The following is a 26,045-nucleotide window of genomic DNA, read 5'->3' on the forward strand; positions in this document are numbered from 1 at the left end:
TACGATGGAGCGCCACGCTTTTCTCCACTACCTTTGAAGCCATACGGCGGCGAGGCGATCTGCTTCCCGTTTCGGCATTCGATCGTTGAAGATACGAGGAGCGTGGACCATGGAAGCATCGTCTTTGGCCGCCGGCGGGTCGCTGGCGGATTCGCTGAAATCCTGCATACATAACGAAGACGCGTGGCGCTTGCCGGCGACGGCCGACGCGTCGTCCGCGGTGTCCGCTCACCTGGCCTTGTCGCGCTGGGCCGTAGCGGGCATCGGCGCGGGTTTGCCGGCACAGGAGCTATCGGCAACGACGCCGGCGGACAGCTATACGGTCGGCGTGAATCTGCGTTCGACCGACATCACGTTCCTGCATGACGGCCGTCTCACGTTCGAGGGACGCGTGATGCCCGGCATGTTCCAGGTCACCTCTCCCGGTCATTCGGCGCGCGCGGTGTTTCATACGGCGTGCGACGTGCTGCATCTGTATGTGCCGCAGGCGGTACTCGATGCGTGCCACCGCGAAGTGTCGGGCAAGGAGTCGGCCATGAGCGTGCTGATCGACGATCCGGCCGTGTCCCACGATCCGTGCATCGAACGGCTCGGCCAGGCGCTGCTGCTTGCCGACGAAGCGTTCACGTCGTTCGGCCAGATGTACGTCGACAGCATCAACCTCGCGCTCGTGAGCCGTCTGCTCGAACTGCGCTTGCGCACGCCCGCGGGTGGCCAGCCAGGCCAGCCGAAGATGCGCAGGTCCGCCTTGCCGAAATGGCGCCTGAAGCGCGCGGTCGAGTATATCGACGCGCATCTTGCCGAGGCGATCGGTCTCGAAGACGTCGCGAATGCGGCCGGCCTCACGCGCATGCACTTTGCCGCGCAGTTCCGTGCCGCGACCGGTCTGCGTCCGCATGAGTATCTGCTGCGGCGGCGCATCGAATGCGCCCAGCAACTGCTCGCCGACGAAGAGTATTCGTTGCTCGATGCCGCTCAGCTCGCGGGCTTTCGCTCGCAGGCCCACTTCACGACCGTGTTCAAGCGCATGGTCGGCTCGACGCCTAAGCGCTGGAGGGACACGCACCATGCCAGAGCGTGACCTGTTGCGCTGGCTGCGCCGCGCTCGCTGCGGCGCGCTCGGCCCTTCGGCGCATACCGCCCGCGCGGCGCGTGCGGCTGCTCATCGTCGGGAATCCTGTCTTGTGCGTTTGCTCGACGAGAGAGGGCGTGCTCGATGCCGCCGCGGTCCGCATGGCCGCCGGCGCCCGGACGTCGGCCGCGTTGTGGCCGGGCGTCGCTGTGATGACATGTGACAAGGCAATGCCGCGTCGCCGCTGCAGATGCCAGGAGCCTGAAAATGTCAGACGTTGCCCGTTGTGATCCGTGGTCCCAAACTTTGACCCTGCTGTCGTCGCTGTCGCAAGGCGCGAGCGGTTTGCCGCGCGCGCGGCGCGTCAGATGCGGTCCGCTGCGCCTGTCGGCGGATGCGCCGTGCACGGGCACGGCGCGGCTCGTCGAGCGGGTCGGTGAGCGGCTGCTCACGGTCAGCTGGAGCGATCCCACCTCGTGCTGCTATCCCGATCAGCCGTGGGTCGTGGCGATTGCGCGGCGCGATGGCGTGTGCGCGCTGAGCGGCCAGCCGATTTCATATGGCGACCCGATCTTCCGCCCACGCGCAGCGAAACTGATGCCGACCAATTCGCAGGCGATGATGCTGGCGAGCGCGGTGAACGAGGTCATGCCCGCGCCGCCGTCGGGGTGCTGGCTTTGAGAAGAAGAGGTTTGCTCCGGATCGCTTCGCGCTCCGGCGGCATCGAGGCCTGAACGGGTTGTCTGGTGTGCGGCCTTGCTTCGATTCGGGCCTCAGGTCCAGTGCTTGAAGTCTTCGTAGCGAATCTTGCGCACGACGCCGGGCGTGCGCTCGCGCGCATCGCGGCCCGTAGCGCGCACCGCCGATGCGTCTTTCGATTCCCAGATTCCCTGATGGCGCGGCTCGCCTTGCATCGAGCCTGACGGTTGGCTGTGTGGTGCTCGCAGCGGCCGCAGCGGTGCAGCGTCACGCGCGGAATCGCTGTGCGACGGATTGCGTGCGAGTTCTCGCGCCCGGCTTTCGCGGCGCACCGGCGCCATCTGATCGTCGTCCACTTTCACCTGTTCGACCGCGAGCGTTTCCAACGGCGTCTGCGCTTGCGCGCCGACCTTGCCGAACGCATCGACAAAACCGGCCGGCATGCCGATATAGACGCCGGCCATGACGCACGCCGCGCTAAAAAACATCGCGCGGCGAAACAGGGCGAGTCGGCGTGTGTCCATGATCCTTCTCCAGTCCTTCTCGAGCAGCACAGCACTAAGGCTTTGGAACAGATGCAGTAAGGCGCTGGAAGCGGGGCATCAGATGGGGCGTGCGCTTCTTGAAAAGCCTCTTGAGCGGGTGAGGCGACGTGCGCTTTGCGGCGTCGTATGCAGTATCGGTTGTGCGTCGTTTTGCGTCTTTTGGCGCTGCACGCTTGCTTTGAGATTCGCACCGGTCGGTGTCCGTAGCGTGTCGCCCGCTTCCGGTTTGCGTTCCGTGTCGGTCAGGCATGCGTGACGAGCTTGAACCTGATCGCAAGTCTTCTGCTTAAGCCGCAAGCGCATCGACGCAGAGCGACGGTCGTGCGTCGTGCGGCGGAAACACGCGCCAGCAGCCGTCCTGATGACGAAAGAAGAACATGCCGCGGCTGCCCGATGGTGCGATGGCTTCGATATAAACGAAGCGCGCGCGCTGCGCCGGCATGCGGCCCGAACGCACGACCCGCACGCTCAGCACGGTAGCCGGCGCGAGCCATTTATCGACGAGCCTATGCAGACATGCTTCGCCGCTTTTCATGACAGTCTCCTTCCTTCAATCGCGCGCCGCAAAATGTCGATGAGCGTCAACGACGCCTCGCGCGCTTGCCGCATCGAATTTCCTTGCGGCAATGACTGAAGAGTAGGGCGGCACATCCAAGATAACAGTTAATGTTTTTCATGGATACCATAGGCCTTCGGCTATGAGCGCGGACTTGTCCGGTGCGGGTACACGAGTCCGACCAGCAAAGCGGCTTACGAAACCGTGTCTTCGGCTGGCGTGCAATCTTTCACGTCACGGCTGCCGGGCGGCGCCGGCAGGTCTTCGCAGCGTACGCGCTGCTCGATGATCGCCCGGGCGAAATTGACGAGCGACGACACGGACCCGTGCACGCTGTGGTACTCGGCGTTGCCGATGCGTGCGTCCAGCACGACGAGCATGCCGGACTGCTGGGCCAGTTTGAGGATATCCATGTAGGTCTCCGGGTTTGTTGCACATGCACACGCAAGAAGCGGGCCGAACGAAGCGATGTGCTCATGGTGAAACGCATGGCTCGAGGTTCGTTGCGCAAACGAAGTCCGCGTTTCGCAAATGCCCGCCATCGCCGGTCGGCGTGGGCGACGGCTGCGCTGTGCTGCTTCGCGCGTGCGCCATGTGTGCTCCCCTCGAGCTTGTGCCGGCCCTTACGCTCGACAAGATGCGCAAATAGCAATGCTGTCGTGCGATTTGTGAAGTTGCGTGACGCGTAAAAAATCGCCGGGGGCATTCTCGTCCTACTGTGATATGCACGGGATCCGCAGCGCGGCTCCCGGCGGCACGCACCGCGACGCTCGTCAAGAAACTGTCTTGTCGGCGGAATAAAACACTGCAACGAGGCGGTAAACAGGCGGCGAGCGAAGTGCGCGCAACCATCCGGAGGGGCTGTCCATGTTCGTGTTGTCGAATCCCGAAGATCGTCGCGGTTTGACCGTGCTGCGCGCCGCGCTTGGCGCCGTGCTCGGCTGGTCGCTAATCGAAACGCCGTTCGAACTCGCGGCGTGTGTGTCGGGCGCGCAGAGCGCCGCGCTCGTGTTTTCGAAGGTGCTGCTTGTGATCCTGATCACATGTGCCTGCAGCCGCGCATCGTTTGCGCCGTTCGCAAGGCTCATCGCGCTATTCGTATGCGGAGCGAGCGTGCTGGCCATCGTGCCCGCGTTGCCGAGCGAGTTCCGCTATGACCGCATCGGCTTCGCGCTGTCCACCGTCGAGTGCGCGTTGAAGGCGCTGGCCATTGCAGTGCTCGTCTCGCACGACGCCGGTGCGCGGCTGTGGAACGAGTGGCAGCGGTCGTCCTGATCTGCGGTGCCGATTTGCGTCCTGATATGGTCAGGCCGCCCTATTCGTCTGTTGTTCGATCACGCCATACCATCCCATGCCGCGATACGTTTCATAGCCCGGCGTCAGTGCGTACCCGACGAGCGACCCGTTCGTGCTCCGATAATTACCGGTGTTTTCGCGGTTAGGCGGCAGATCGAAGCGCGCCGTATCGCGATCCGCTTCCTTCGAATCGGCAATCACGCGGCCGCTCGCGTCGACGATCATGCAGCGCGTGCGCGTGCGTTCTTCATCGGTAAGACGCACGCTGCCGACGACCGCGGACGCCTGCTTCGCCCAGTCGAAGAACACCGCCAGCGCGCCGACGATGCGGCCGTCGGCCGTGCCGTGTTCGCGGACCGCGGTCGCATAAGTTGCGACCTGCGCGCTTTGCAGGTGAACGAGCGTGTCGACGTTGGCGGTTGCGTATTCGTCGCCGGAGCGCGTGCGCAGCGCGGCGGCGAACCATTCGTGCTGCGCCGCGTTGACCGTGCCCGCGACCGGAAACTGGGCGGGACGCCCGTTCGCTACGACACGTCCTTGCAGATCGAGCACCCAGATGTCGAGATAGACCGTATAGCTGTCGAGAATCACCGACAGCCGCTTCGACGCATAGGCGGCCGCTTCGTCGGAGCCGCTCATCAGGCAATCGACGATGGCCGCGTCGGTGGCCCACCAGCGCACGTCGCACGAGCGTTCGTAGAGATTGCGGTCGATCACGTCGATCATGTTGAGCGCGAGGTCGGTCAGGCGCTGACCTTGCTGGCGCTCGAGTTCCGTCACCATGCGTTCGGAGAGGCCGTTCAGTTCCTTGCCGAGTTCGCCGGTCAGCTGGCCGATGCGTCCCGACACGTTTTTCACCTGGTTCGCGACCACTGCAAAGCCGCGACCCGCTTCGCCCGCGCGCGCCGCTTCGATCAGCGCGTTGATCGCGAGATAGGTGGCCTCGCGGTTGATCAGATCGATATCCGAAATCTTGTCTCGTGAAATTTTGCGAACTTCGCGCGTGAGTTCGGCGATCGCCGAACCTTGTGACGGGTCACGACGCTTCTCCAGCAGGGTGGACATAGTGGGAATCCGGTTGCGGAATGTTGAGCGCTTGGTTACCGCTTGGTTACGTCGATTATTTAATTCGCGTTTACGGCAAACCGTACTGAATACTTAAGCTTCCCTGAATAAATTTCGCTTTAGAACATTCGTCGATATTTGGACTGCACCGGGCTTGTGCGAAAAGTGTTGATTCAGGCTTTTTCGGTGCGCCGATGGGCCGAAATGGGGCGCGCCGCGTCGGCGCGCTGTGGCGCTTGTGCCGCTCGCAGCGATCCCGCTCTGATGCGCCTGCCCGTGCGGTTCATGAGTTTTTTGTCATGCTGGCGTAAGATCTTGCGTGATAAGAGATGAAACCGCTTCCATTCAGGTCGGGTGGGGAGCGAGTTTTTGTCGAAGCGTCCGGCTTTTCCGGATCAATACGCGTATGGCGCGCAACAACGATAGGGCAGATAAATGGACCGCTTGGAGGCAATGGAGATATTCACGCGTGTAGTCGAAGCAAACAGTTTTTCGAAGGTGTCGGAATCGCTCGAATTGCCGCGGGCCAAGGTCAGCCGAACCATTCAGGCGCTCGAGGAGCATGTCGGCGTGCGACTGTTGAACCGCTCGACGCGCCAGGTGAACGTGACGGAAGACGGGGCGCTCTTCTACGATCGCTGCGTGCGCATTCTCGCCGATGTCGCCGATGCGGAATCGTCGCTGTCGAACAAGCGCGAAACGCCGGCCGGCACGATTCGCGTCGATACGTCGGGCACGCTGGCACGTGCGCTACTGCTGCCAGCGCTCGACGATTTTTACAGCAAGTTTCCGCAAATCGACGTGCGGCTTGGGCTCGCCGACCGCAACATCGATCTGATCCAGGACGGCGCCGACTGCGTGATCCGGATGGGCCGGCTCGAGGAATCGAGCCTCGTCGCGCGCCGGATCGGCAATGCGCGCATCGTCACCTGCGCGGCACCCGCGTATCTCGAGAAATACGGCACGCCGAAAACGCTCGACGATCTGAACGAGCACCGTGCGGTCAACTATGTGTCGGCGCGCAGCGGCAAGACCTTCCCGTTCGAGTACGAAGTGGGCGGCGAGACTGTCAAGGTGCAGATGAAGGGCGTGCTTGCGGTCAACGACGGCAGTGTCTATATCGGTGCCGCCGCGCTCGGGCACGGCATCATCCAGCCGTCGCGCTTCATGGTGGCCGAGCTGATCGACAAAGGTGCGTTGACGGAAATTCTCGGCGATTTCGCTAGCCCATCGACGCCGCTGTCGATCGTCTATCCGCATCGCCGCAATCTGAGTTCGCGGCTGCGGGCGTTTACCGGCTGGGTCAGCGAACTGGCGCAGCAGCACCCCGATCTGAACGGCAACGCCGGGCACGAGTGACGCCGACTCGCGCGGCGGGCATGAGAGGCGGGACCGGAAAGCAGAGGGCGGCGCACGCATCGCGCGGGTCGCTCCCCGGGTCGCTCCCGATTCGCGTCATGTCGCGCCGCTGACCCGACACGGTGTTAGCGGACCGTGCTGTCCGGCAACCAGCCTTCGCTGACGCCGATGTCGGCGATCTGTTTCGCGATCTTGTCCCCGAGGCGCTTCGCATCCTGGCCAACGGTGTCATGCTTCGTTTCCGACACCGCGTGCAGGCCGCCACCGACCGCCACCGACGTAGCAATATGTCCCGCCACCGCGCCGACGCCGGCTGTTTCGGCAACGCCCGGCGCCTTGCCGCTATCGGCATTCGCATCGAAGCTCTGCACCAGCGTCGGCATGCCGCCGGCCGGCTTGTACAGCACCTGCACGGTCGTGCCGACATCGCTTTGGCCGGCGCCCAGGCCGATTACCGTGCGGCGGCGGCGATTGCCGGCATCGATCTTCTCGAAGCTGCCCTGCACGAGCAGCACGTTCTGATCGGCGGGCGGCGGCGCGTCGGTGCGTACCGCGTGTAGACCCATCGCCTGCAGCTTGCGGACAATTTCGTCGGCGACCTGCTGCTGCACCTGAACCGCGTCGGCGGCCTGCTGCGGTTCATCGGAGCTGCCGGACAGGCGCGACATCAGCTTGTGCGCGAGGCCGCCGCTATCGAGCTTCACCTCGTCAGCGCTGCTGACGAACGGATAGACATAGATGTCGTCGGGCCGCACCTGCGTTTGCGGCAAGGCCGGATTCGGGTTTGCGTTCGCGACGTTGCTGATGCCGCTTGCGCAACCGGTCAACAGGATGGCGCTGAACAGCAGGGCGGACGAAGCGTGACGAGCGGTTTTCTTGCCGATGGATGCGAGTGTCGTGAACATGATGGGCTGACCTGTGAGTGATGCGTAAAAGTGCGCTGAAGGGTTTGAACGTATCGTCCGATGGTTGCGGCGATGTCACCTGTTGCGTGACTTGCCTGATCGGATCTGCACTTACGCTTTCACAAGGCCGGCACGCGCAAGCGAGTATGGTCGACCCGCTGCGCTACCGCTATCGATCAATTATGTCGAGCTATGTCAGTGCGCGACGAGCGGTGCTGCACACGGCGCGCGGCGAGTGCGACCTAGCTCTTGCGCGAGGTCTTCGCGACGAATGGTGTAGGCAGATGCTGAACCTTTTCGCTGCCGCATTTGGGGCAGGCCGGATGGGCGGTCGGGTGCTCGCTGATGTGCTCGGCGTGCTCGAATTTTTCGCCGCACTGTTCGCAGCGGTACTCGTAGGTCGGCATGGCAAACCTCCTGCAGAAACGGGCGAGAGAGGCAGAGGCGAGGGCGGTGGAGAGGTGCATGCAAGCGCGCGGCGGCTTTGGCAGGCGTGGCAACGCGCGTTGCGCGGGTCGCTCGCCGAGCGTCGGCCGCGCAAACTTATTCTAGTGCCTGGTGGCGGAGGTGCGGGGGAACCTATGGTGAGAACCTGGCGATATCGCAGCGATAACGCGGCCTGCTCATCCCGCGTACGCGTCGAACCGATAAAGCGTTTGTGGCGAACGTGTGAGGATCGTCTCGCGCTGCGCGGCGTCCGGCACCCAGACGTCGAGCGCCATACGCGTTGTGTCGTAGTCGACGTGCTGCCGATGCTCGGTGTGCGGCCAGTCGCTGCCCCACACGAGTCGCTCGGGTGTGAACGCCTCGAGCAGCGGCGCGGCGAGTCGCGCGCCGAGGCCGGTGCCGTCGGCATCGCGCATGTTGCCGGCGCTCGCGCCTGCGAATTCGACACTGCCGGATCTCATGCTTCGGTAAGCACCCGAAAGTTTGACCCAGACGCGCCCCGTCGACGCCACTGACAGCAGATAACGGAAACCCGGATCGTCAATGCCGAGGTCGGGCGACGGCCGCCCGAAATGATCGACGACGACCGTGCAGCGATGCGCGAGCAGCGCGCCGACAAGCGCCGGCAGGTCAGCCGCTTCGCGATGCACTTCGACATGCCAGCCAAGCGCGTTGACGTGTGCAAGCAGGTTGCGCCATGCGGGCTGCGACAGGTCCGGAAGCGGCAGGCCGATCAGGTTCAGCCGGATGCCGGCGACGCCGGCTTGCGCGAGCGCGTCGAGTTCAGCGTCCCCGGCCGAAGGCGCGACGACCGCTACGCCGCGCAGGCGGTGCGGGTAGCGCCGCATGACGTCCACGAAGAAGCGGTTGTCGGTGCCGAGGAAGCTCGGTTGCACGAGCACGGCATGCGAGAGGCCATAGGGCGCCAGATAGCTCGCATACGTTTCGATCGTTGCGTCGTATTCGGGCGCATGCCGGCGTTGCGCGGCAAGCGGCAGGCCGCGCACGAATACGTGCGCGTGCGTATCCACCGCGACAAGCGGCGGGCGTGTCGCGCCAAGCCAGCCGGGAGGGGCGCCGGCCGGCGCCGGCGTGCCGGAGCGCGCGGCGTGCAGCAGGGAGGACGGGCATTCGATCGCTTTGCTGTTCATGGAAGTCTTTGACAACGGTGTCGCGCCATCGCGGTTACGCGCGATGTGCCTCGGCGGCTTTCTTGTGCGCCTTTTGCGTCATGCGCATTTGCGTCGTGCGTGCTTCGTGTGCCCTCTGCGTCTCGCGCGACGCGTTTGCTACGTGCGCTGTATCGGATCGTTGATGCTGGGCGTCCGGGTGGCGTGGAGAAGCGGGTTCGGCGATCTTTCGGCCCTTCGTTTCGGGCAGCAGCAGCGCGGCGATGACGACGAGTCCGTACGCCGCGCCCGCATCGATACCGAGCGCGGCGCCGATCGGCATCGAATTGCCCATATGGCCGACGAGCACTGGAAAGGCCGCCGACACGATGCGGCCGAAGTTGTAGCAGAAACCGACGCCAGTGCCGCGCACGCCTTGCGGATAGAGTTCGTTGAAAAGCGCGCCGAGGGTGGCCGGAATGCCGGCCGAAAAGAGGCCGAGCGGGAAGCTCAGTGCGAGCATGGCGGTGTCGCCGATCGGCAGGAAGACGTAGAGGTTGACGGTGATGGCGCAGCAAAGCGCGAACAGGATCAGATTCAGGCGCCGGCCGATGCGATCCTGCAGCCATGCGCTCACGAAGCACCCGCAAATAAATGCGACGATCACGACCGTGAGGTAGCCGCCCGTGCCGAGCACCGACAGGTGCCGCTCCGTTTTCAGATACGTCGGCAGCCAGGTGGTGATTGCGTGGTAGCCGCCATGCGCGCCGAGGCCGATCATGCCGCCGACGATGGTCGTGCGGATCACCGAACGATCGAAGATGCCGAGCACCGGCAGCCTGGAGTCCGGTGTGGGCGCCTTGTCGTGCGCCGGACCCGTCGCGTCGCGCGGTGGCTCGGGCACGTTGCGTCGCGCGTAGAGCACGAGCACTGCGGGAATGGCGCCGAGCGCGAACAGCACGCGCCACGCCCATTCGGGCGGGACCGATGAGAAGACGATCGCGTAGAGCAGCACCGCGCCGGCCCAGCCGAAGCCCCACGCGCTTTGCACGATGCCGAGCGCTTTGCCGCGATGCTTCGCCCGTATCGTTTCGCTGAGCAGCACCGAGCCCGCGGTCCATTCGCCGCCGAAACCGAGCCCTTGCAGGGACTTCAGCATGAGTAGCTGCTCGTAGTTCTGCGCGCACGCGGACAGCAGCGTGAACAGCGAAAACCACAATACCGTGATCTGCAGCGCGCGCACGCGGCCGAAGCGGTCCGACAGCACGCCGGCAAAAAGGCCGCCCAACGCGCCGGCGACCAGCGTCGCGCCGCCGATCAGGCCAGCCTGACCCTTGCCGATTCCCCAGGTCGTGATCAACGCGGGAATCACGAGGCTGAACGCCTGGGTATCGACCGCATCCAATGCCCAGCCGCCGAAGCATGTCCATAAGGTGCGCTTTTCCGTTGGCGAGATTTCCCGATACCAATTCATCGCGTCTCCAGGCGGCGCCGCAGCACGTTGCGGCCGGGCATCGCATTGTTCGAAGCGTGACGGACGCGCTGCGTAGCGAGCCGCCCATGTCCCGCATTCTAGGGACTCGTTGGATATCGTTGTATTATGAAAACGATCAATATTCATATTGCGGCGATATGGAAACGCGCAGTCTCAAGTACTTTCTTGCGATCGCAGACGCGGGTAGCGTGACGCGTGCCGCCGATAGGCTTGGCGTGGCGCAGCCTGCGTTGAGCCAGGCGCTCACGCGCATGGAAAAAGAGTGGGGCGTGAAGCTTTTCGAGCGTAGCCGGCGCGGTGCGGCGTTGACTCCCGCGGGACTCGCGATCATCGACGACATCCGGCTCTCGGTCGCGCGCATCGACGCCGCTTCGTTGCGTGCGCATGCAATCGGCGCGGACCGCGCGGGGCGGCTGACCATCGGCTTTGCATCGGCCGCGCTGTTCGATGTGCTGCCGCGCGCGATTGCGGCGTTGCGCGTAGCCGTGCCCGGCGTCGAACTCGTATTGCGCGAGATGAGTAACGCGGAGCAGGTCAACGCGCTCGAGAAGGGCGAGATCGACCTCGGGCTTTTGCATACGCCAGTGGCCGTCAGCGGCAGGATGAAGGAGAAGCTGATCGCGCGTGAACGGCTGCTCGCGGTGCTGCCCGATTCGTTTCCGCGTAACGACGACGCGCCTTTGTTGTTGCGCGATCTCGCGCAACATGGGCTCGTGTGGTTTCCTCACGATCAGTTGCCGGTCATTCGCGCGGGCATTCTGAGCGCATTTCGCCAGGCCGGTTGCGAGATTGAGATCGTGCAAAACGCGAACCGGTCGCTGACCGTGCTCGCGTGCGTGGCCGCGGGCTGCGGCGTGTCGTTGCTGCCCAGGTCGGTGCGTACGCTGCAATTCAGCGGCGTGCGCTTATGCGAGATTGCCGATGGCGATGCGTTACCGCGCTTCGAACTAAGCGCGATCTGGCCGGCGCGCGCGCGACCGACACTCGCTGACCGCTTCGCGGAGCTGATCAGGCCTGATGACCCGGAGTAGCGGGCGTGGGCATGTGGGCGTTGGATTGCTCATTTTTGTCACGCCTGCCGCTCACCATGCCGAGAGGAATTCACCAAGCACAGTTAGATAAAGCTCTGCTTCCTCGAGGTTCGGATAGTGGCCGGAACGCTTCATTTCGATGAATTCGGAATGATTGATGCGGTCTGCGCAATCGCGCCCGTCCCTGCACCGGGTTCAGCACGTCGTGCTTGCAAGACATCACGAGCGTATGCGCCTTGATGTCGGACAGCAGCGCGCGCAGATAGCGCGATGCCGGCCAGTCGAGCTACGTCAGGTCGTGAAGCGCCTTGTCCGACGGCGCGCCGACGCTGAACGAATCGAACTCGACGACCAGTCCGCCTCGCTCGGGTGTACAGCACATCGGTCCGACGAAGTAGCTGTTCGCACGCGGGAACGGCGCGAGGCGCAGCAGTGGCCAGTGCACGCCGTCGACCGAGTACTGCAAGCGTAAAACGCGCTCGGCGACGCTCGCGCGCAGCCAGAAGCCTCGTGCGCCGTCGATGCGCGTCGCGATCGCCCAGTCGGACTGGCCGACCGTTAGCACGCTGCTGAGCACCAATGCGCCATCGTTGAATTCGACACCGGCCTTGACCCATTGCGTTGCGTCGATACGCACCATCAGGCCCGCCTGATCGTAGAGCGTTTCGAATCGTCCTTGTATGTGAACCTGCGCGGTGAAATCCCCGGCGGTATGCGTCCCGTAGCAATGCCCGGTGTCGCGCGTAAAGCCATAGTGGGTTTCGCGCCAGAAGTCCGTGGCGCGGTCCGTTTCGACTTGCAGGCGCTCGTTTTCCAGCGACCATCTCGCGGGTTCATTCAGCCATTCGCATTGTTCGAACACGTTTTGTCTCCTCGGGGGGGCGTGGCGCGGGGCGGGGGCAGTTGCCAGCATAAAGCAGGCGCCGGCGCTCGCGCGCGGCTCTGGGGCGCGCCGTGCGTGGGAATGGCGGTTGCTCGATGCGCAATGCGTCGGCAGTGTGCCGTGCGTGCATCGAGCGATGCCATTGAGTCAGCCATTTTGCGTAACAGGGAGAGCATCATGCCGCTGAAGAAAGGAACGTCGAGGGAAACCGTCAGCGAGAACATCAAGACGGAAAAGAAGCAGGGTAAATCGCAAAAGCAGTCCGTGGCGATTGCGCTGAACGAGGCGCGCAAGTCGGGCGCGAAAATTCCAAAGAAGAGTGGCAAGTGAGGTCTGGTGCCGCCGAGGCACTGCCGTTTGAACCACGCTTGTAACGCTTGGAGTGGTTTTAGTGGCAGTGCCCGGCGCTACGTCAGTCGCGGTCCTGTTCAAACTCGGTACGCACGCCGTGCGGCAGCCACGGCTCGCGATGACAGCACCAAAGTTCATACGTCGGTTCGAAAATGCCGGTGCGATCGAACGCGCCAAGCGGCATATCGATTTCGGACCTGTCCGTATATTCCATGAACGCCACCGAGCCGCATACCGGGCAGAAATGGCGGCGCCCCAATTCCGAACTTTGCCAGGCTTGGGTCAGCCCCGACCACTCGACATCGTCGTTCTCGTATATCGCGTAGGAGCCGAATGCCGAGCCATGAACGCGTCGGCAAGTCATGCAATGGCACATACCGACCCGTTTGGGCTCGCCTCGCGCCCGAAAGCGCAGCGCGCCGCACGCGCAGCCGCCTTCATAGACCGCGATCGGCGGCGTTGTTTCTGGTAGCGATTCCACTTCGCTCTCCCTGTTTCTGTAGAACGTCGAAGAATCAGCAAACATCGGACCGTAAGGATTCCATCTGATTTTAAAGCGAAGGCGCATAGGCTCATGTCTTTTTCATGACGGCATTGTTTAATGAAAACGTTAGCCCGCGGCATGAATTGCCGGATCGATGTGCAGATCAATGCAAGAGTTTCCGGCGCGACGATTTAGCGCAAAAAAGATGCATCAAGAGGGAGGCATACCGATTGAAATAACAGAATCGCCGCATTAGGATGGGGTCCCTGGTGACGACCGTCCGGTTCGACACCATTCCGATGAAGTATCGTCAGATTTAAATGGTTACTGGCGCAGCCGGTTCAGTTTTGCGGCTCAGCCGACGATAGGAGACTCGCATGCTAAGCCCACATGAGTTTGCAACGCTCATGCTCGTCAAGCACGCCGAACAATCGATTGATTTCGACAGGGCCGATCTTCACACACTCGTCGAACGCAAGCTCGTCGAACTCGATAGCGGCGCCTGTGAAACAGGGTTGCTGCCGCGCGTGACCGACCGCGGTCATGCATTACTCGCGCGCTTTCACGCGCTTCGTTAATCCGGCGTGGCGATGCCGCGCGCGGAAGAGCGGTGTCGCACTAATGAGGGATACCAGATGACTTACGTTTCTCCTGAGCAATTAGCGAATGCGCAGAAGACGAATGTCGACGCGATGTACAGGTTCGCGTTCGAGGCGCTCAGCAGCTTCGAAAAGCTCGTGACGCTGAACATGAAAACAATGAAGGCTTCGCTCGACGTGAATGCGGCGCGCTGGCAAAGCGCGTTATCGGGCAAGGGGGCACAGGCATTTTTCGAAACGCCGGAAGGGGTTGAGCCGCTTGTTGAACGCATCGCCGCCTACAACCGGCAGGTGTTCGATATCCTGATGAATGCGCAAGCCGCACTGACCGAGCAGGCGGGCGCTCAATACGAACGTGAGACGCGCAAGGTGCAATCGGGCATCGACGAAGCGGCAAAGAGCGCGCCGGTCGGGTCCGAAGCGGCCGTGGCCGCGCTGAACTCGATGATCCATGCAACCAACTCGTGGTACGACAGCTTGTTTAAAACCACGCGCCAGGCAGTCGAAACGGCGGAGTCGAATATGAACGTGGTGGCAGGGGCGGCGAAGCGCGCGCAATCTGGTGCGCCTCAGGCGGCGGCCGGCAGGAAGTAGAACGGTGTAGTAACCCGGGCGCGATCCCCGCGTCCAGGCGCTTTTCGGGCCCGCCGTTTGGCGGGCCATTTTTTACGCGGTTTCGGGCCGCACGCTTCAGAGCTCAGGCGTCAAGCATTCGCGCGGGCCTCGCATGCATTGCCCACGCCGCGCGCCTCAGTGCCGTCAACGGCGCGGCACGAGCGCATCGACGAGTGCCGATGCCGTTTGACGCAAGCGCTTCGGGTCTTCGTAGACGCGTTCCATGACCGCGATGCCGCGCGTCATCGTGACGAGGAGCGTGGCCGCCTGCTGCGGCGGGACCGCGAGTTGCGCGCGCGCTTCCTTCGTGTTCAGCACTTCGAGCAAGGTGGTTTCGAGATCGTCGAGCATGGTTTGCACTGCTTCACGCAAACGGGGCGAATCGGGGTCGATCTCGACGGCCGTTTTGGTGGACAGGCAACCGCGCGTGGGCGTGCCCTGCGACATCGAACGGATCGCAAACGTGAAAAACGAGACGAGCGCGTCGTGCAGGTCGGGCTTGTCGAGGGCCTTGCGCGCGTCCGCGAGAAAACGGCCCGTATAGCGCTCGAATACGCGAACGAAGATTTCTTCCTTGTCGCCGTACGCGTTGTACAGCGAGCCGCGCTGCACACCGGTGGCTTCGGCGAGATCCAGCATCGACGTTGCGCGGAAACCCTTGCGCCAGAAGACCTCGAGCGCGTCGGAAAACGCGGCGTCTTCATCGAACTGTCGGACTCCTGCCATGGCTTTCCTCTTTTGACGAACGGGTAGAAGTTTATTTTGACATTGTTGGCGAAAATGCGCAAAGCTCATTTCGCAATCAATGTGCGCGCTTTTGCTTCGTGCATAAACGTTAATTCAATGAACTGCGCAGTCGACCAGCCTTGTCGGCTTTAGTTGACTCCGTCAAGTTAACGGTTGCGCGTCGCTCGTTACGCTGTCGGGTCGATGAAGCCTTTGAGCATCGCTAACGTGTCCGCATCGTCGATATGCTTATCCGAACGCCTGCGTAGCATGCGCGGAAATCTCACGGCGACGCCCGATTTATGGCGCGTGCTTGCCTGGATGCCTTCGAAGCCGATTTCGAAGACGAGCGTCGGCGTGACGCTGCGCACCGGTCCAAATTTCTCGACCGTGGTTTTGCGCACGATTGCGTCGACCTCGCGCATTTCTTCGTCGGTCAGGCCCGAGTACGCTTTGGCAAACGGAACCAACGTACGTATGCCATTCGCTTCGTCCCACACTGCGAACGTGAAATCCGTATACAGACTCGCGCGGCGGCCGTGTCCGCGTTGCGCATAGACGAGCACGGCATCGATCGTATAAGGATCGATTTTCCATTTCCACCATGTGCCCGCAGCCTTCGTGCGGCCCACGCCGTAAAGCGATTGCCGCTCCTTGAGCATCAAACCTTCAACGCCGCGCGCGCGGCTCTGTTCGCGCAACTCTGCCATTGCGGACCAGCTGTCGGCATCGACGAGCGGCGAGACGCGCAGCAGATCGCGTGCGAGCGTGTCGGTACGCGAATCGGCCAATGCATCGAGCCTCGCGCGCCGTGCGGCGAGCGGCGTCATGCGCAGATCGGTGCCGTGCGCTTCGAGCAGGTCGTAGGCAAGAAACGCGGCGGGCGAGTCGGCGAGCACCTTCTTTGTCAGCGATTTGCGTGTGATGCGCGGCTGCAGGCGCGCGAACGGCAGCGGCGCTTGCGCGCCCGGCTGCCACGCGAGTATTTCGCCGTCGATCACGTGCCCGTCCGGTAGCGCCTCGCCAAGCGCGACCACTTCGGGAAAGCGCTCGGTGATCAGATCCTCGCCGCGCGACCAGATCCATACGCGGCCGTCGCGTTTGACGATCTGGGCGCGTATGCCGTCCCACTTCCATTCGACGAGCCAGTTCGCGGGGTTGCCGAGCGTTTCGGGCGCGGCCTGTAATGGATGAGCGAGAAAGAACGGGTAGGGCAGCGCGCGCTCGGCTTCGTGCGCAGTTTCGGAGGCCGCCGCGCCGGCGCTACCCCGCAGGTCCGCACGCTGCGCGTCGGGCGGCGAAGACGATGCAGCCGGTGCGATCAGGCGCAGGTAGCGCGCCGCGTCGGGCGGCTGCCGCGCGTCGGTCCAGCCGACCATTCGTTGCGCGATCAACTTGTGGTCGACACCGGCCACGTCGGCGAGCGCGCGCACGACGAGCTGCCGCGCGACGCCGACGCGAAATCCGCCGCCAATCAGCTTCGTCAGCAGGAAGCGGCCGCTCCAGTCGAGCTCGTCCCAATACTCGACGAGCCGGGTACGCAACCTCTCGGGCGATGTGCCGCGCAGTGTCAGCACGCGTTCCTCGACCCATTGTGTGAGCCCGAGCTCCGATGCGCGAGCGGCGGGCGGCAGCACATGCGCAATGGTTTCGGCGAGATCGCCGACGGCCTGGTACGACTCGTCGAAGAGCCATGCGGGCAAGCCCGCGCGTTCGCGTGCGATCTCGGTCAGTAGACGTGTCGGCACCGTCTGCCGCGGCTTGCCGCCGGCGAGGAAATACGACGCCCATGCGGCATCTTCCGGCGGCGCTGCCGAAAAATAGGTTGTGAGCGCATCGAGTTTGTCGCGGGTCGATGTGGTCGCGTCGAGCGCCGCATAGAGCGCGGCAAAGCGCTTCATCGCGTGGCTGCCTCCGGGTCGTCGATTGCGCCCGCCTGCTGATCTTTTGCGTCTGCCGGCACGGTGGCCATAGCGGGAGCGTCGTCGTCGTTTGCGCCTTGCGCGTCGGCTTCGACGTTATCGCCGCCGTATTCGGTGGCGAATGCGCCGGCATCGAGGCCTTGTTCGCGCAGCCACCGGACCATCGGTTCGACCTGGCCATGCGTGACGATTACGCGCGTCGCGCCGGTTGCGGCGATCGCGGTCTGCAGCGAGGGCCAGTCGGCGTGGTCCGACAGTACGAAGCCGCGGTCGACACCGCGCCGCCGCCGCGTGCCGCGCAGACGCATCCAGCCCGATGCAAATGCGTCGCTATAGTCGCAGAAGCGGCGCAGCCATGCGCTGCCTTGCGCCGACGGTGGTGCGACGATCAACGCTTCGCCGAAGACGGCCTTGTCCTTGGCCGGAATCTGCGCGGCGTTGCGCGTGCCGGGCAGTGCGACGCCAGCTTCGCGGTACGCGCGGTTCAGCGGCTCGACCGCGCCGTGACAGAAGATCGGGCCGATCGCCGCGTCGACGCTCGCGAGAATGCGCTGCGCCTTGCCGAAGCTATAGCAGAACACGATCGACGCGCGCCGTTGCGCAGCGTTGTGCCGCCACCATGCGTCGATGTCCGCGAAGACAGCCGCTGGCGGATCCCACCGGTAGATCGGCAAGCCGAACGTCGATTCGGTGATGAACGTATTGCAGCGCACGGGTTCGAACGGCGCGCAGGTCGGGTCGGGGTCGAGCTTGTAGTCGCCCGATGCGACCCACACCTCGCCGCGCGCTTCGACGCGTACTTGCGCGGAGCCGAGCACGTGGCCGGCGGGATGCAGCGATACGTCGACGCCGTTAATCGCGATGTGCTCGCCATATTCGAGCGCCTGCAGGCTGATGCCCGGCAGACGTGACTGCAATACACCGGCGCCGGCCGTCGTGGCGAGGTAACGGCGATGGCCAACGCGTGCATGATCGGAATGTGCATGGGTGATGACGGCACGCTCGACCGGTTGCCATGGATCGATGTAGAAGTCGCCCGCGGCGCAGTAGAGGCCTTCGGGGCGTGCGACGATCAGGTCATCGGGTTTCGCCAATCGTCCTCTCCGTGGTGCGTGTGGTGCATGCTCTGCCGCGCGCGTGGAATGCGTGGACGCTTAAGTGTAACCGCGGCGAATTGTCCAGATGTCAGTGGTTGACAGTGCTGACGAACTCTCCGTTTGGTTCGTCGGCACCGCAATGCACAGACGACAATCGGCGCGCCGGCCCGAAGGCGACGCGCCACCTGTTACACAGTTATAGCTTGCTATTGCACGCTATTGCCCATTGCGCATGGTGTCGCCCGTCGTGCCCGGCCGCTGCATGCCGTTGCCAGGCGCCATGCCGTTGCCCGGGGCCATGCCGCGGTTCGCCGGCGCGGGCGTTGCACCGGTGCCCGTGCCTACGCCGCCGCCAGTGCCGGTTGTGCCCGGGGTGCCGTAGCCGCCATCAGGCGATGTGCCCCGGCTCATGCCGCGATTCGGCACGGTGCCCGGTGTAGCGACGCCGCCTGCACCGCCGGTCGTGCCGCCGCCTGCGCCGACCCCGGCGCCGTTACCTGCCGATCCGCCGCCTGCCGATCCGCCGCCTGCGCCGCCGCCCGCGCCTCCCTGAGCAAACGCGCCACCGGAAAGTGCCATTACGAGTGCTGATGCAAGAAGCTTTTTCATAGTGCTGTTCATCGTCGGTCCTCCGAGAGGGGTTCATGGATACGAGCGGATGCCGCTCGTCTCGTCTTTTGTCATGCAAGCGGTGTGCCGCGTGATGAATGCAATGCCGCGCGGCGGGAACGGGTGTTGCGCGCGCTGCACAGTGCTGCCAGGCATTGGCAATGGAGGAATCGCCATGAAGCAATCGATCGATATGCAACAGCGTCTGACCGAAATCGAACATGCGCTATCGCGCCGTTTCGCTTCGCCGTCGACGTCGGTTACACATCTGGCTGATTCGGCTGGACGGATGACGATCCAGGTGTCATGGGTCGAGTCGGCGGCGGACATGAATATTCTCGATGCGCGCTGTGCGCTTAGCGTTGTGCTCGCCTCGCGCACGATGAGCCGCTATGCGTCGATGAGCACGGCGGACCGCGTACGCGTGCGGGAGCGCCTGTGCGACGTCGCGCGTGAAAAGGCGCGCGATGCACGACGCACGGCGCCGGCTGCAGCGTGCAATGCGACGCTCGATGTCAGCGAGCCGATGCTCGACGAAGCGGCACGGGCCTAGTGGCCTGTCGCAAACGCGGCGGCGTCGAGAGATCGCGCGGCGTGCGCGGCCTGTCGCCGGCGCCGCGAGGGTAGCGGGCTTTTCGGGAACAGCGGTTGCAGTGCGACAGACGGATGCGCGATTGACGGGCCTCATGGCCCCGTTGCGCACACGAACGCGACCTGCGTCCCGACGATGAGAAAAGGAGCATCGAATGGCAAGCAAACCAATGGCAAGCAAACCTCGCAACGCTCAACCCGGTTCCTCGCCGGCAGATCCCAAATCGCAGGCGCTCGAAGCGTCGCGCGCACGTCCTGAAAACGAGGCACTGCGCACGAATCAGGGCGTGAAAATCGCAGATAACCAGAACACATTGCGCGCGGGCGCGCGCGGCCCCTCGTTGCTCGAAGATTTCATCATGCGTGAAAAAATCACGCACTTCGACCATGAGCGCATTCCGGAGCGCATCGTCCACGCCCGCGGTTCCGCGGCGCATGGCGTGTTTCAGGTCTACGAGCCGATGACCGAATTCACGAAGGCGGCTTTCCTGCAGGACCCGGCGGTGCAGACACCCGTTTATGTGCGCTTTTCGACGGTACAGGGACCACGTGGGTCCGCCGATACGGTGCGCGATGTGCGCGGCTTCGCGGTGAAGTTCTACACGAGCGAGGGCAACTACGATCTGGTCGGCAACAATATGCCGGTATTCTTTATTCAGGACGCGATCAAGTTTCCCGATTTCGTGCATGCAGTGAAGCCCGAGGCGCCGAATGAAATGCCGACCGGTGCCTCGGCGCACGATACGTTCTGGGATTTCGTCTCTCTCGTCCCCGAATCGACGCACATGGTGCTATGGACGATGTCGGACCGCGCGATTCCGCGTAGCCTGCGCACGATGGAAGGTTTTGGCGTTCACACGTTCCGCTTCGTCAACGCCGAGGGCAGGTCGCGCTTCGTGAAGTTTCATTGGCGTCCGGTGCTCGGGTCGTATTCGCTGTTGTGGGACGAGGCGCAGAAGATCGCCGGCAAGGATCCGGATTTCCACCGGCGCGACCTTTGGGAAGCCATCGAACGCGGCGATTTCCCCGAATTCGAACTCGGCGTGCAACTGATCGAAGAGAAAGACGAGCACACGCTCGGTTTCGATCTGCTCGATCCGACCAAGCTGATTCCCGAGGAGATCGTGCCGGTCAGGATCGTCGGCAAGATGACGTTGAATCGCAATCCGGACAATTTCTTCGCTGAGACCGAGCAGGTCGCATTTCACCCCGGGCATGTCGTGCCGGGTATCGACTTCTCGAACGATCCGCTATTGCAAGGGCGCTTGTTCTCGTACACCGACACGCAGATCAGCCGGCTCGGCGGCGCGAACTTCCACGAGCTTCCGATCAACCGGCCGCTGTCGCCGAACGTGAACAATCAGCGCGACGGCATGCACCGGCAAACAATCAATGTCGGCCAGGCATCGTACGAGCCGAATTCATTGAACGACGCATGGCCGAAGGAAACCGATCCGGCGTCGCGCGACGGCGGCTTCGAGAGTTATCCGGAGACCGTGGACGGGACGAAGATTCGCGTGCGCAGCGAGTCGTTTGCCGATCATTTTTCGCAAGCGGCGTTGTTTTATCAAAGCATGAGCGACGTCGAGAAAGAGCATATCGCCGCCGCTTATCAATTCGAACTCGGCAAGGTGACAAGGCCTGAGATTCGCGCGCGCGTCGTCAATGAAATCCTCGCCAATTACGATCTCGATCTTGCGAACAAGGTAGCCGAGGGGCTCGGGCTTCCTGCGCCTAAAAACGGTGCTAAAGCGGTGGGCCAGCAGCGGCCGTCGCCGGCGTTGAGCCTGCTCAATCGCGCCAAGCCCGGTATCAAGACGCGCAAGATCGCCCTGCTCGCGGCGCCGGGCGCCGACGAGACTTTGCTTCAGACCGTGCGGAAGAAGCTCGAAGACGAAGGCGCGGCGCCGCTGCTGATTGCGCCCACGCTTGCACCGGTTGCAGGCGCCAACCCCGATGCGACGATCGCGGGGATGCCGTCGATCATGTTCGACGCGGTGATCGTATGCGGCGGCGAGGCCAGTGCGAAGACGCTCGCGCAATCGGGCGATGCGCGGCACTTCGTACTCGAGGCGTTCAAGCATCTGAAGGCGATCGGGGCGCTTGGCGCGGGCCGCGATGTGTTGAAGGCCGCGCATCTGCCCGATCAGGCAGAGGGTGTCGCGACCGGCGGCGACGGCGATGTCGACGCGGTGTTGAAGAAGTTTATCGAAGCCGCCGGTCAACACCGCGTCTGGGCGCGGCGTGCGATGGCGGAGTCGGTGCCGGCCTAAAGCCGTTCGGCAATTCGGCCATGAGCGCGAGGCGCGCGGGGCTACGTCCCGCGCGCCACTTCAGCGGCCGCGCGGACGGCCCGGTCCGGCTACATGCGTGGCGGGCTGCTTGCTCGCTGGCGGCAGGTGGGCCGCGGTGGGTGGTCGTTCGACCGCACGCAGCCGCCAGTATCCGTCGACCGGACCGCGCCGTACGCCCGAAGACGTCCAGCGCGCGCCTCCTTGCGCGGATGCGACATTGCCGCGACGGTCCACCCGCATGCCGTACAGCGTGACGAACGGTTCGTCGCAGCCGTGTTCGCACAGCGTGAGCACGCCGTCGATGTCGCGCATTTCGCCCGCCGCGGGCAACTCGATGCCGCGGCGCGCGTCGAGTGCCCAGCCGCGGTTCTCCGTATCGAGCCACAACACCGCGTAGTCGTGGCCCGCCGTCGGGTCGGGCGTATTGATCAGAATCGACAGACGCATAAGGCCTCCGCATGAAATAAACCGGTGGTTCGGCGGCGACGTCCGTCCTGCTTGACACCGTTGCGTATATGTCGCGCCCGCGTGCTTTTTAAGCGCGATTTCAAGGCATTTTCAAATCAGAAGCGCCAGCAAAACTTAGGTCCTCGATTTCAAGGCTAGTTCCACGACCTCGCATGTCAAGCAAAGGACGCTCTAATGTGAGCGCGCAACAGCTGTGTACGCGGCGCGCAGCAAGCACTCTGCGACTGCGCGCGGCAATTGCGCGCAGCGCTCGGCAAATGGCGCCAGGTGCATTGCGCGGGACGAACTTCGGGTCGAACGTCGTTATTTACGGGTATCGGCACGCGTGCCTTTCGCAACGAGACCGAATCTGTCCGGTTCGCATGACCGGGCATGTCGAATGCTGTGTCTGCACATTCTCGACGCTGTGCGTAGTGCCCGCGCTTCGCACGCGACCATCGCTAAATAAAAGGACCTTATGATGAGCGTGCCACCATTCGGCAAGCAGATTGCAGCTGCGCAAGCCTGCGGCGAACCCGATCTCGTACGCAGGCAGATCGTCGCGGCGATCGTCGGTTCGTTCGCGCTATCGGCATGCGGCGGCGGGGGTGGCGCAGGCAGCGATTCCGGCTCGGGTACGGCGCCGCCAAACCAGGCGATCGGCCAGATTCCGCCGGACCGCGCGAACTTGCCGCGCCCGGCGCTGCCTGCGCCGGGTTCGTCGGGTATCGACCATATCGTGCTCGTGACGATGGAGAACCGCTCGTTCGATCATCTGCTCGGGTGGGTGCCGAATGCGGAAGGTTTGCCCGCGGGCCGGCAATTCACGGACGCGTTCGGCGAGGTGCATGCGCCGTTTGCATTGTCGGCCAACCCAGCCTACGGTTTTCAGGGCTGCTCGTTCGCGGACCCCGATCATGCGTATGATGCGGGCCGGGTCCACCTTGCCAACGGCGCGATGAACGGCTTCCTGCTCACGCCCGATACGAACCAGACGCGCGGCGACCTGCTGCCGATCGGCTTCTTCCAGCAGGCGGACCTCGATTTCTATCGGAACGCGGTGCCGCTCTATACGGTTTGCGACTACTACATGAGCGGCATTCTCGCGGACACGTTTCCGAATCGCGTGTATCTGCATAGTGGCGAAACGGACCGCCTCAGCGATACGCTCGATACGTCGCAGCTACCGACGATCTGGGACCGGCTCGACGCGAAGGGCATCACATCGGCCTACTATTTTCACGACGTGCCGTTCACCGCGCTATACGGCGCGCGTTATGTGGGCCGCTCGAAGCTCTTCAGCGATTTTCTGTCCGATGCGGCCGCCGGTTCCCTGCCGTCGTTCTGCATGGTCGACCCGAGTTTCGGCGGCGAAGCGCAGGGCATCTCGAACGACGACCATCCGCACGCGGACGTGCGCAATGGCCAGGTGCTGCTCGGGCAAATCTACGAGGCGTTGCGCTCGAGTCCGACGTGGAGTTCGACGCTCATGATCGTGGTCTACGACGAGTGGGGCGGGTTCATGGAGCACGTCGCGTCGCCGCTCAAGCCCGTATCCGCGGCGGAGCAGGCGCTCGGCAACGACGGACGCCTGGGCTTGCGTGTGCCGTGCATGCTGCTCGGTCCGCGCGTGAGCGCGAATCAGGTTGCGCGCTATCCGTTCGATCCGAGCTCGATTCATCAATTGCTCCAGTGGCGTTTCGGTCTTGACCCGCTCGGCGTGCGCGCGAGCGATCCGACCACGTTCAACCTTGCGTACGCGCTCGATCTGACCCATCCGCCGCGCACCGATGCGCCGCCAGTCGCCGTTGCGCAGGGGCCGTTCGGCGCGGCGTGTCCGCTCGTGCCCGCGGGTGGCAGCGGCATCGGCTCGATCGACAATGCGCAGCAGACCGGCGTGCCGGCGTCGGGTACGGCTGCATCCGGTACGGCGGCATCGGGTACGACGGCTTCGGGCGAACTCCAGCGGAGCGTGCCGGGCGGCCGCTTTTCCGATTTGCGTGCGAAGGCGACGGCGCTTGGCTTTCCGCAATAGCGCGCGCGGCGAGGAATCTTCGATGACGGGCTTGCACATAGCAGGGCCATATCTGCTATCGTCGCGGGCATGCCGCCAATCATATCGATATCCAATCTATCCAAGACCTACGCATCCGGCTTCCACGCGCTCAAAGGAATCAACCTGTCGATCGGGCGCGGGGAAATCTTCGCGTTGCTCGGGCCGAACGGTGCGGGCAAGACGACGCTGATCAGCATCGTCTGCGGGATCGTCAGGGCATCCGCCGGGTCCGTCGTCGTCGACGGGCATGATATCCAGCACGATTACCGCGCCGCGCGCGAGCTGATCGGCCTCGTGCCGCAGGAGCTCACGACCGATGCGTTCGAAACCGTGTGGGCCACCGTTTCGTTTAGCCGCGGCCTGTTCGGCAAGCCGAAAAACCCCGCATACATCGAAAAGGTGCTGCGCGACCTCTCGTTGTGGGAGAAGCGCGATAACCGCATCATGACGCTGTCGGGCGGCATGAAGCGCCGCGTGCTGATCGCGAAGGCGTTGTCGCACGAGCCGCGCGTGCTGTTCCTCGACGAGCCGACCGCGGGCGTCGACGTCGAGTTGCGGCGCGACATGTGGCGCCTCGTGCGTTCGCTGACCACGAGCGGTGTGACGGTGGTGCTGACCACGCACTACATCGAGGAAGCGGAGGAGATGGCCGATCGCATCGGCGTCATCAACGCTGGCGAAATCGTGATCGTGGAAGAGAAGCGGGAACTGATCCGCAAGCTCGGCAAGAAGCAGTTGCGATTGCATCTCGAAGCGCCGCTTGGCGTGGTCCCCGCGGCGCTGGCCGACTATGGGCTCGAAATCGCCAACGGCGGCGCCGAACTCGTCTATACCTACGACTCGGAGCGCGAGCGCGCTGGCATCGCCGCGCTGCTCAACGACCTGAACCATGCGGGCATCCGCTTCAAGGACCTGCAGACGTCGCAAAGCTCGCTCGAAGATATCTTCGTGAGCCTCGTGCGAGGGCAATCATCATGAACCTGCATGCGATCCGCGCGATTTACCGCTTCGAAATGGCGCGCACCGGGCGCACGCTGATGCAAAGCATCGTCGCACCCGTCATTTCCACCTCGCTTTACTTCGTCGTGTTCGGTGCGGCGATCGGCTCGCGTATTCGAGAAGTCGAGGGCGTCAGCTACGGCTCGTTCATCGTGCCGGGGCTCATCATGCTGTCGCTGTTGTCGCAGAGCATTTCGAATGCGTCGTTCGGCATCTATTTTCCGCGCTTCACGGGTACCATTTACGAGCTGCTTTCGGCACCCGTGTCGTATCTCGAGATCGTGATCAGCTATGTCGGTGCGGCCGCAACGAAGTCGATCATTCTCGGGCTCATCATTCTCGCGACGGCGGGACTGTTCGTACCGCTGCAGATTCAGCATCCGCTGTGGATGGTGCTGTTTCTCGTGCTGACTTCGGTCACGTTCAGTCTGCTCGGTTTCATCATAGGCATCTGGGCCGACAACTTCGAGAAGCTGCAGATCGTTCCGCTCCTCATCATCACGCCGCTGACTTTCCTCGGCGGCAGCTTCTATTCGGTCGCGATGCTGCCGCCGGGCTGGCGCATCGTGGCGCTGTTCAACCCGATCGTGTATCTGATCAGCGGCTTCCGGTGGAGCTTTTATGGGCTTGCCGACGTGAGCGTCGCGATCAGCCTCGGCATGACGGCCCTTTTTCTCGCGGTGTTTCTCGTGGTCATCGCGTGGATCTTTAAAACGGGCTATCGCCTCAAGTCGTAGTAGGATGGACATTCGTCGCGGGCCTGCTGCGCTGGTTGCAGGCCTGTCCGCCTTCG

The 26,045-nt window shown here is 63.5% G+C and carries 28 protein-coding genes; 13 read left to right on the forward strand and 15 right to left on the reverse strand.

Annotation, left to right across the window (positions count from 1 at the left end):
* The first annotated feature begins 109 nt into the window (after window positions 1–109).
* Window positions 110–1,081: a helix-turn-helix transcriptional regulator gene (locus BTO02_RS26840; protein ID WP_075160158.1), complete on the forward strand. Its 972-nt coding sequence runs from the start codon at window positions 110–112 to the stop codon at window positions 1,079–1,081.
* Between the two features lie 258 nt (window positions 1,082–1,339).
* Window positions 1,340–1,753, forward strand: a complete 414-nt coding sequence (locus tag BTO02_RS26845; RefSeq protein ID WP_075160159.1) for a DUF3331 domain-containing protein — start codon at window positions 1,340–1,342, stop codon at window positions 1,751–1,753.
* A 92-nt stretch (window positions 1,754–1,845) separates the two neighbouring features.
* Here BTO02_RS26845 and BTO02_RS26850 read toward each other — a convergent pair whose 3' ends face one another.
* From BTO02_RS26850 to BTO02_RS26860, 3 genes are all read right to left on the reverse strand, one after another.
* On the reverse strand, window positions 1,846–2,295 hold the full coding sequence (locus tag BTO02_RS26850; RefSeq protein ID WP_156883995.1) for a hypothetical protein: 450 nt from the start codon (window positions 2,293–2,295) through the stop codon (window positions 1,846–1,848).
* A 307-nt stretch (window positions 2,296–2,602) separates the two neighbouring features.
* Complete coding sequence (locus tag BTO02_RS26855; RefSeq protein WP_075160161.1) at window positions 2,603–2,851, reverse strand: hypothetical protein; 249 nt, start codon at window positions 2,849–2,851, stop codon at window positions 2,603–2,605.
* A gap of 215 nt (window positions 2,852–3,066) precedes the next feature.
* Window positions 3,067–3,285 carry a hypothetical protein gene (locus BTO02_RS26860; RefSeq protein ID WP_075160162.1) on the reverse strand — a complete coding sequence of 73 codons (219 nt, stop codon included), beginning with the start codon at window positions 3,283–3,285 and terminating at the stop codon, window positions 3,067–3,069.
* Window positions 3,286–3,739: 454 nt separating this feature from the next.
* On the opposite strand from BTO02_RS26860, the gene BTO02_RS26870 reads away from it, so the two are divergent.
* Complete coding sequence (locus BTO02_RS26870; protein WP_075160164.1) at window positions 3,740–4,147, forward strand: hypothetical protein; 408 nt, start codon at window positions 3,740–3,742, stop codon at window positions 4,145–4,147.
* A gap of 30 nt (window positions 4,148–4,177) precedes the next feature.
* Here the strand turns inward: BTO02_RS26870 and BTO02_RS35455 are convergent, their stop codons facing one another.
* Entirely contained in the window at window positions 4,178–5,233 is a 1,056-nt protein-coding gene (locus BTO02_RS35455; RefSeq protein ID WP_075160165.1) for a cache domain-containing protein, read from the reverse strand.
* A 435-nt stretch (window positions 5,234–5,668) separates the two neighbouring features.
* On the opposite strand from BTO02_RS35455, the gene BTO02_RS26880 reads away from it, so the two are divergent.
* A complete protein-coding gene (locus tag BTO02_RS26880) occupies window positions 5,669–6,592 on the forward strand; it encodes a LysR family transcriptional regulator (RefSeq protein WP_075160166.1) in 924 nt (307 codons plus the stop codon).
* A 125-nt stretch (window positions 6,593–6,717) separates the two neighbouring features.
* On the opposite strand, the gene BTO02_RS26885 is transcribed toward BTO02_RS26880, so the two are convergent.
* The 4 genes from BTO02_RS26885 to BTO02_RS26900 all read right to left on the reverse strand — a co-directional run bounded on the left by BTO02_RS26885 (window position 6,718) and on the right by BTO02_RS26900 (window position 10,527).
* The gene (locus tag BTO02_RS26885) at window positions 6,718–7,497 is read right to left on the reverse strand and encodes a DUF4410 domain-containing protein (RefSeq protein ID WP_075160167.1); all 780 of its coding nucleotides are present in this window, start codon (window positions 7,495–7,497) and stop codon (window positions 6,718–6,720) included.
* 242 nt (window positions 7,498–7,739) lie between these two features.
* On the reverse strand, window positions 7,740–7,904 hold the full coding sequence (locus tag BTO02_RS26890; RefSeq protein ID WP_075160168.1) for an FmdB family zinc ribbon protein: 165 nt from the start codon (window positions 7,902–7,904) through the stop codon (window positions 7,740–7,742).
* A gap of 216 nt (window positions 7,905–8,120) precedes the next feature.
* Window positions 8,121–9,095, reverse strand: a complete 975-nt coding sequence (locus BTO02_RS26895; protein ID WP_083615396.1) for an amidohydrolase family protein — start codon at window positions 9,093–9,095, stop codon at window positions 8,121–8,123.
* 34 nt (window positions 9,096–9,129) lie between these two features.
* Window positions 9,130–10,527 (reverse strand): MFS transporter, encoded by a 1,398-nt coding sequence (locus BTO02_RS26900; RefSeq protein ID WP_083615397.1) that lies wholly within the window; start codon window positions 10,525–10,527, stop codon window positions 9,130–9,132.
* Between the two features lie 158 nt (window positions 10,528–10,685).
* Between BTO02_RS26900 and BTO02_RS26905 the strand changes: the two genes are divergently transcribed.
* Complete coding sequence (locus tag BTO02_RS26905) at window positions 10,686–11,579, forward strand: LysR family transcriptional regulator (RefSeq protein ID WP_075160169.1); 894 nt, start codon at window positions 10,686–10,688, stop codon at window positions 11,577–11,579.
* Between the two features lie 286 nt (window positions 11,580–11,865).
* Here the strand turns inward: BTO02_RS26905 and BTO02_RS26910 are convergent, their stop codons facing one another.
* Window positions 11,866–12,441: a DUF1349 domain-containing protein gene (locus tag BTO02_RS26910; RefSeq protein ID WP_075160170.1), complete on the reverse strand. Its 576-nt coding sequence runs from the start codon at window positions 12,439–12,441 to the stop codon at window positions 11,866–11,868.
* A 198-nt stretch (window positions 12,442–12,639) separates the two neighbouring features.
* Here BTO02_RS26910 and BTO02_RS34875 point away from each other — a divergent pair, with 198 nt between their 5' ends.
* Window positions 12,640–12,792: a DUF6496 domain-containing protein gene (locus tag BTO02_RS34875; RefSeq protein WP_198039267.1), complete on the forward strand. Its 153-nt coding sequence runs from the start codon at window positions 12,640–12,642 to the stop codon at window positions 12,790–12,792.
* An 82-nt stretch (window positions 12,793–12,874) separates the two neighbouring features.
* On the opposite strand, the gene BTO02_RS26915 is transcribed toward BTO02_RS34875, so the two are convergent.
* A complete protein-coding gene (locus tag BTO02_RS26915; RefSeq protein WP_083615398.1) occupies window positions 12,875–13,339 on the reverse strand; it encodes a GFA family protein in 465 nt (154 codons plus the stop codon).
* Between the two features lie 335 nt (window positions 13,340–13,674).
* On the opposite strand from BTO02_RS26915, the gene BTO02_RS26920 reads away from it, so the two are divergent.
* Together BTO02_RS26920 and phaP are read left to right on the forward strand one after the other, a co-directional pair.
* Complete coding sequence (locus BTO02_RS26920; RefSeq protein WP_075160171.1) at window positions 13,675–13,875, forward strand: hypothetical protein; 201 nt, start codon at window positions 13,675–13,677, stop codon at window positions 13,873–13,875.
* A gap of 57 nt (window positions 13,876–13,932) precedes the next feature.
* Window positions 13,933–14,490, forward strand: a complete 558-nt coding sequence (gene phaP / locus BTO02_RS26925) for a TIGR01841 family phasin (RefSeq protein ID WP_075160172.1) — start codon at window positions 13,933–13,935, stop codon at window positions 14,488–14,490.
* A gap of 165 nt (window positions 14,491–14,655) precedes the next feature.
* On the opposite strand, the gene BTO02_RS26930 is transcribed toward phaP, so the two are convergent.
* The 4 genes from BTO02_RS26930 to BTO02_RS26945 all read right to left on the reverse strand — a co-directional run bounded on the left by BTO02_RS26930 (window position 14,656) and on the right by BTO02_RS26945 (window position 18,877).
* Window positions 14,656–15,237, reverse strand: a complete 582-nt coding sequence (locus tag BTO02_RS26930; RefSeq protein WP_075160173.1) for a TetR/AcrR family transcriptional regulator — start codon at window positions 15,235–15,237, stop codon at window positions 14,656–14,658.
* A 188-nt stretch (window positions 15,238–15,425) separates the two neighbouring features.
* A complete protein-coding gene (locus BTO02_RS26935; protein WP_075160174.1) occupies window positions 15,426–17,138 on the reverse strand; it encodes an ATP-dependent DNA ligase in 1,713 nt (570 codons plus the stop codon).
* A complete protein-coding gene (locus tag BTO02_RS26940; RefSeq protein ID WP_075160175.1) occupies window positions 17,135–18,253 on the reverse strand; it encodes a ligase-associated DNA damage response exonuclease in 1,119 nt (372 codons plus the stop codon). Before BTO02_RS26940 ends, BTO02_RS26935 begins: the two co-directional genes overlap by 4 nt.
* A gap of 219 nt (window positions 18,254–18,472) precedes the next feature.
* Window positions 18,473–18,877, reverse strand: coding sequence for a hypothetical protein (locus tag BTO02_RS26945; RefSeq protein ID WP_075160176.1), 405 nt, complete (start codon window positions 18,875–18,877; stop codon window positions 18,473–18,475).
* A 163-nt stretch (window positions 18,878–19,040) separates the two neighbouring features.
* Between BTO02_RS26945 and BTO02_RS26950 the strand changes: the two genes are divergently transcribed.
* Complete coding sequence (locus BTO02_RS26950; protein WP_075161425.1) at window positions 19,041–19,418, forward strand: DUF3022 domain-containing protein; 378 nt, start codon at window positions 19,041–19,043, stop codon at window positions 19,416–19,418.
* A 193-nt stretch (window positions 19,419–19,611) separates the two neighbouring features.
* The gene (gene katE, locus BTO02_RS26955; RefSeq protein ID WP_075160177.1) at window positions 19,612–21,729 is read left to right on the forward strand and encodes a catalase HPII; all 2,118 of its coding nucleotides are present in this window, start codon (window positions 19,612–19,614) and stop codon (window positions 21,727–21,729) included.
* 60 nt (window positions 21,730–21,789) lie between these two features.
* On the opposite strand, the gene BTO02_RS26960 is transcribed toward katE, so the two are convergent.
* Window positions 21,790–22,197 carry a DUF3564 family protein gene (locus tag BTO02_RS26960; RefSeq protein WP_075160178.1) on the reverse strand — a complete coding sequence of 136 codons (408 nt, stop codon included), beginning with the start codon at window positions 22,195–22,197 and terminating at the stop codon, window positions 21,790–21,792.
* Window positions 22,198–22,675: 478 nt separating this feature from the next.
* Between BTO02_RS26960 and BTO02_RS26965 the strand changes: the two genes are divergently transcribed.
* The 3 genes from BTO02_RS26965 to BTO02_RS26975 all read left to right on the forward strand — a co-directional run bounded on the left by BTO02_RS26965 (window position 22,676) and on the right by BTO02_RS26975 (window position 25,989).
* Window positions 22,676–24,232: an alkaline phosphatase family protein gene (locus tag BTO02_RS26965; RefSeq protein WP_232243560.1), complete on the forward strand. Its 1,557-nt coding sequence runs from the start codon at window positions 22,676–22,678 to the stop codon at window positions 24,230–24,232.
* A 69-nt stretch (window positions 24,233–24,301) separates the two neighbouring features.
* A complete protein-coding gene (locus BTO02_RS26970; RefSeq protein ID WP_075160179.1) occupies window positions 24,302–25,231 on the forward strand; it encodes an ABC transporter ATP-binding protein in 930 nt (309 codons plus the stop codon).
* On the forward strand, window positions 25,228–25,989 hold the full coding sequence (locus BTO02_RS26975; protein WP_075160180.1) for an ABC transporter permease: 762 nt from the start codon (window positions 25,228–25,230) through the stop codon (window positions 25,987–25,989). Before BTO02_RS26970 ends, BTO02_RS26975 begins: the two co-directional genes overlap by 4 nt.
* The last annotated feature ends 56 nt before the right edge of the window (window positions 25,990–26,045 follow it).

The sequence above is a fragment of the Paraburkholderia sp. SOS3 genome (assembly GCF_001922345.1).
GTDB lineage: Bacteria > Pseudomonadota > Gammaproteobacteria > Burkholderiales > Burkholderiaceae > Paraburkholderia.

Bases quoted from the DNA above. Each gene is read 5' to 3' on its own strand.
- BTO02_RS26840 (WP_075160158.1), top strand. From the start codon at position 110: ATGGAAGCATCGTCTTTGGCCGCCGGCGGGTCGCTGGCGGATTCGCTG.
- BTO02_RS26845 (WP_075160159.1), top strand. From the start codon at position 1,340: ATGTCAGACGTTGCCCGTTGTGATCCGTGGTCCCAAACTTTGACCCTG.
- BTO02_RS26850 (WP_156883995.1), bottom strand. From the start codon at position 2,295: ATGGACACACGCCGACTCGCCCTGTTTCGCCGCGCGATGTTTTTTAGC.
- BTO02_RS26855 (WP_075160161.1), bottom strand. From the start codon at position 2,851: ATGAAAAGCGGCGAAGCATGTCTGCATAGGCTCGTCGATAAATGGCTC.
- BTO02_RS26860 (WP_075160162.1), bottom strand. From the start codon at position 3,285: ATGGATATCCTCAAACTGGCCCAGCAGTCCGGCATGCTCGTCGTGCTG.
- BTO02_RS26870 (WP_075160164.1), top strand. From the start codon at position 3,740: ATGTTCGTGTTGTCGAATCCCGAAGATCGTCGCGGTTTGACCGTGCTG.
- BTO02_RS35455 (WP_075160165.1), bottom strand. From the start codon at position 5,233: ATGTCCACCCTGCTGGAGAAGCGTCGTGACCCGTCACAAGGTTCGGCG.
- BTO02_RS26880 (WP_075160166.1), top strand. From the start codon at position 5,669: ATGGACCGCTTGGAGGCAATGGAGATATTCACGCGTGTAGTCGAAGCA.
- BTO02_RS26885 (WP_075160167.1), bottom strand. From the start codon at position 7,497: ATGTTCACGACACTCGCATCCATCGGCAAGAAAACCGCTCGTCACGCT.
- BTO02_RS26890 (WP_075160168.1), bottom strand. From the start codon at position 7,904: ATGCCGACCTACGAGTACCGCTGCGAACAGTGCGGCGAAAAATTCGAG.
- BTO02_RS26895 (WP_083615396.1), bottom strand. From the start codon at position 9,095: ATGAACAGCAAAGCGATCGAATGCCCGTCCTCCCTGCTGCACGCCGCG.
- BTO02_RS26900 (WP_083615397.1), bottom strand. From the start codon at position 10,527: ATGAATTGGTATCGGGAAATCTCGCCAACGGAAAAGCGCACCTTATGG.
- BTO02_RS26905 (WP_075160169.1), top strand. From the start codon at position 10,686: ATGGAAACGCGCAGTCTCAAGTACTTTCTTGCGATCGCAGACGCGGGT.
- BTO02_RS34875 (WP_198039267.1), top strand. From the start codon at position 12,640: ATGCCGCTGAAGAAAGGAACGTCGAGGGAAACCGTCAGCGAGAACATC.
- BTO02_RS26915 (WP_083615398.1), bottom strand. From the start codon at position 13,339: ATGTTTGCTGATTCTTCGACGTTCTACAGAAACAGGGAGAGCGAAGTG.
- BTO02_RS26920 (WP_075160171.1), top strand. From the start codon at position 13,675: ATGCTAAGCCCACATGAGTTTGCAACGCTCATGCTCGTCAAGCACGCC.
- phaP (WP_075160172.1), top strand. From the start codon at position 13,933: ATGACTTACGTTTCTCCTGAGCAATTAGCGAATGCGCAGAAGACGAAT.
- BTO02_RS26930 (WP_075160173.1), bottom strand. From the start codon at position 15,237: ATGGCAGGAGTCCGACAGTTCGATGAAGACGCCGCGTTTTCCGACGCG.
- BTO02_RS26935 (WP_075160174.1), bottom strand. From the start codon at position 17,138: ATGAAGCGCTTTGCCGCGCTCTATGCGGCGCTCGACGCGACCACATCG.
- BTO02_RS26945 (WP_075160176.1), bottom strand. From the start codon at position 18,877: ATGAACAGCACTATGAAAAAGCTTCTTGCATCAGCACTCGTAATGGCA.
- BTO02_RS26950 (WP_075161425.1), top strand. From the start codon at position 19,041: ATGAAGCAATCGATCGATATGCAACAGCGTCTGACCGAAATCGAACAT.
- katE (WP_075160177.1), top strand. From the start codon at position 19,612: ATGGCAAGCAAACCAATGGCAAGCAAACCTCGCAACGCTCAACCCGGT.
- BTO02_RS26960 (WP_075160178.1), bottom strand. From the start codon at position 22,197: ATGCGTCTGTCGATTCTGATCAATACGCCCGACCCGACGGCGGGCCAC.
- BTO02_RS26965 (WP_232243560.1), top strand. From the start codon at position 22,676: ATGATGAGCGTGCCACCATTCGGCAAGCAGATTGCAGCTGCGCAAGCC.
- BTO02_RS26970 (WP_075160179.1), top strand. From the start codon at position 24,302: ATGCCGCCAATCATATCGATATCCAATCTATCCAAGACCTACGCATCC.
- BTO02_RS26975 (WP_075160180.1), top strand. From the start codon at position 25,228: ATGAACCTGCATGCGATCCGCGCGATTTACCGCTTCGAAATGGCGCGC.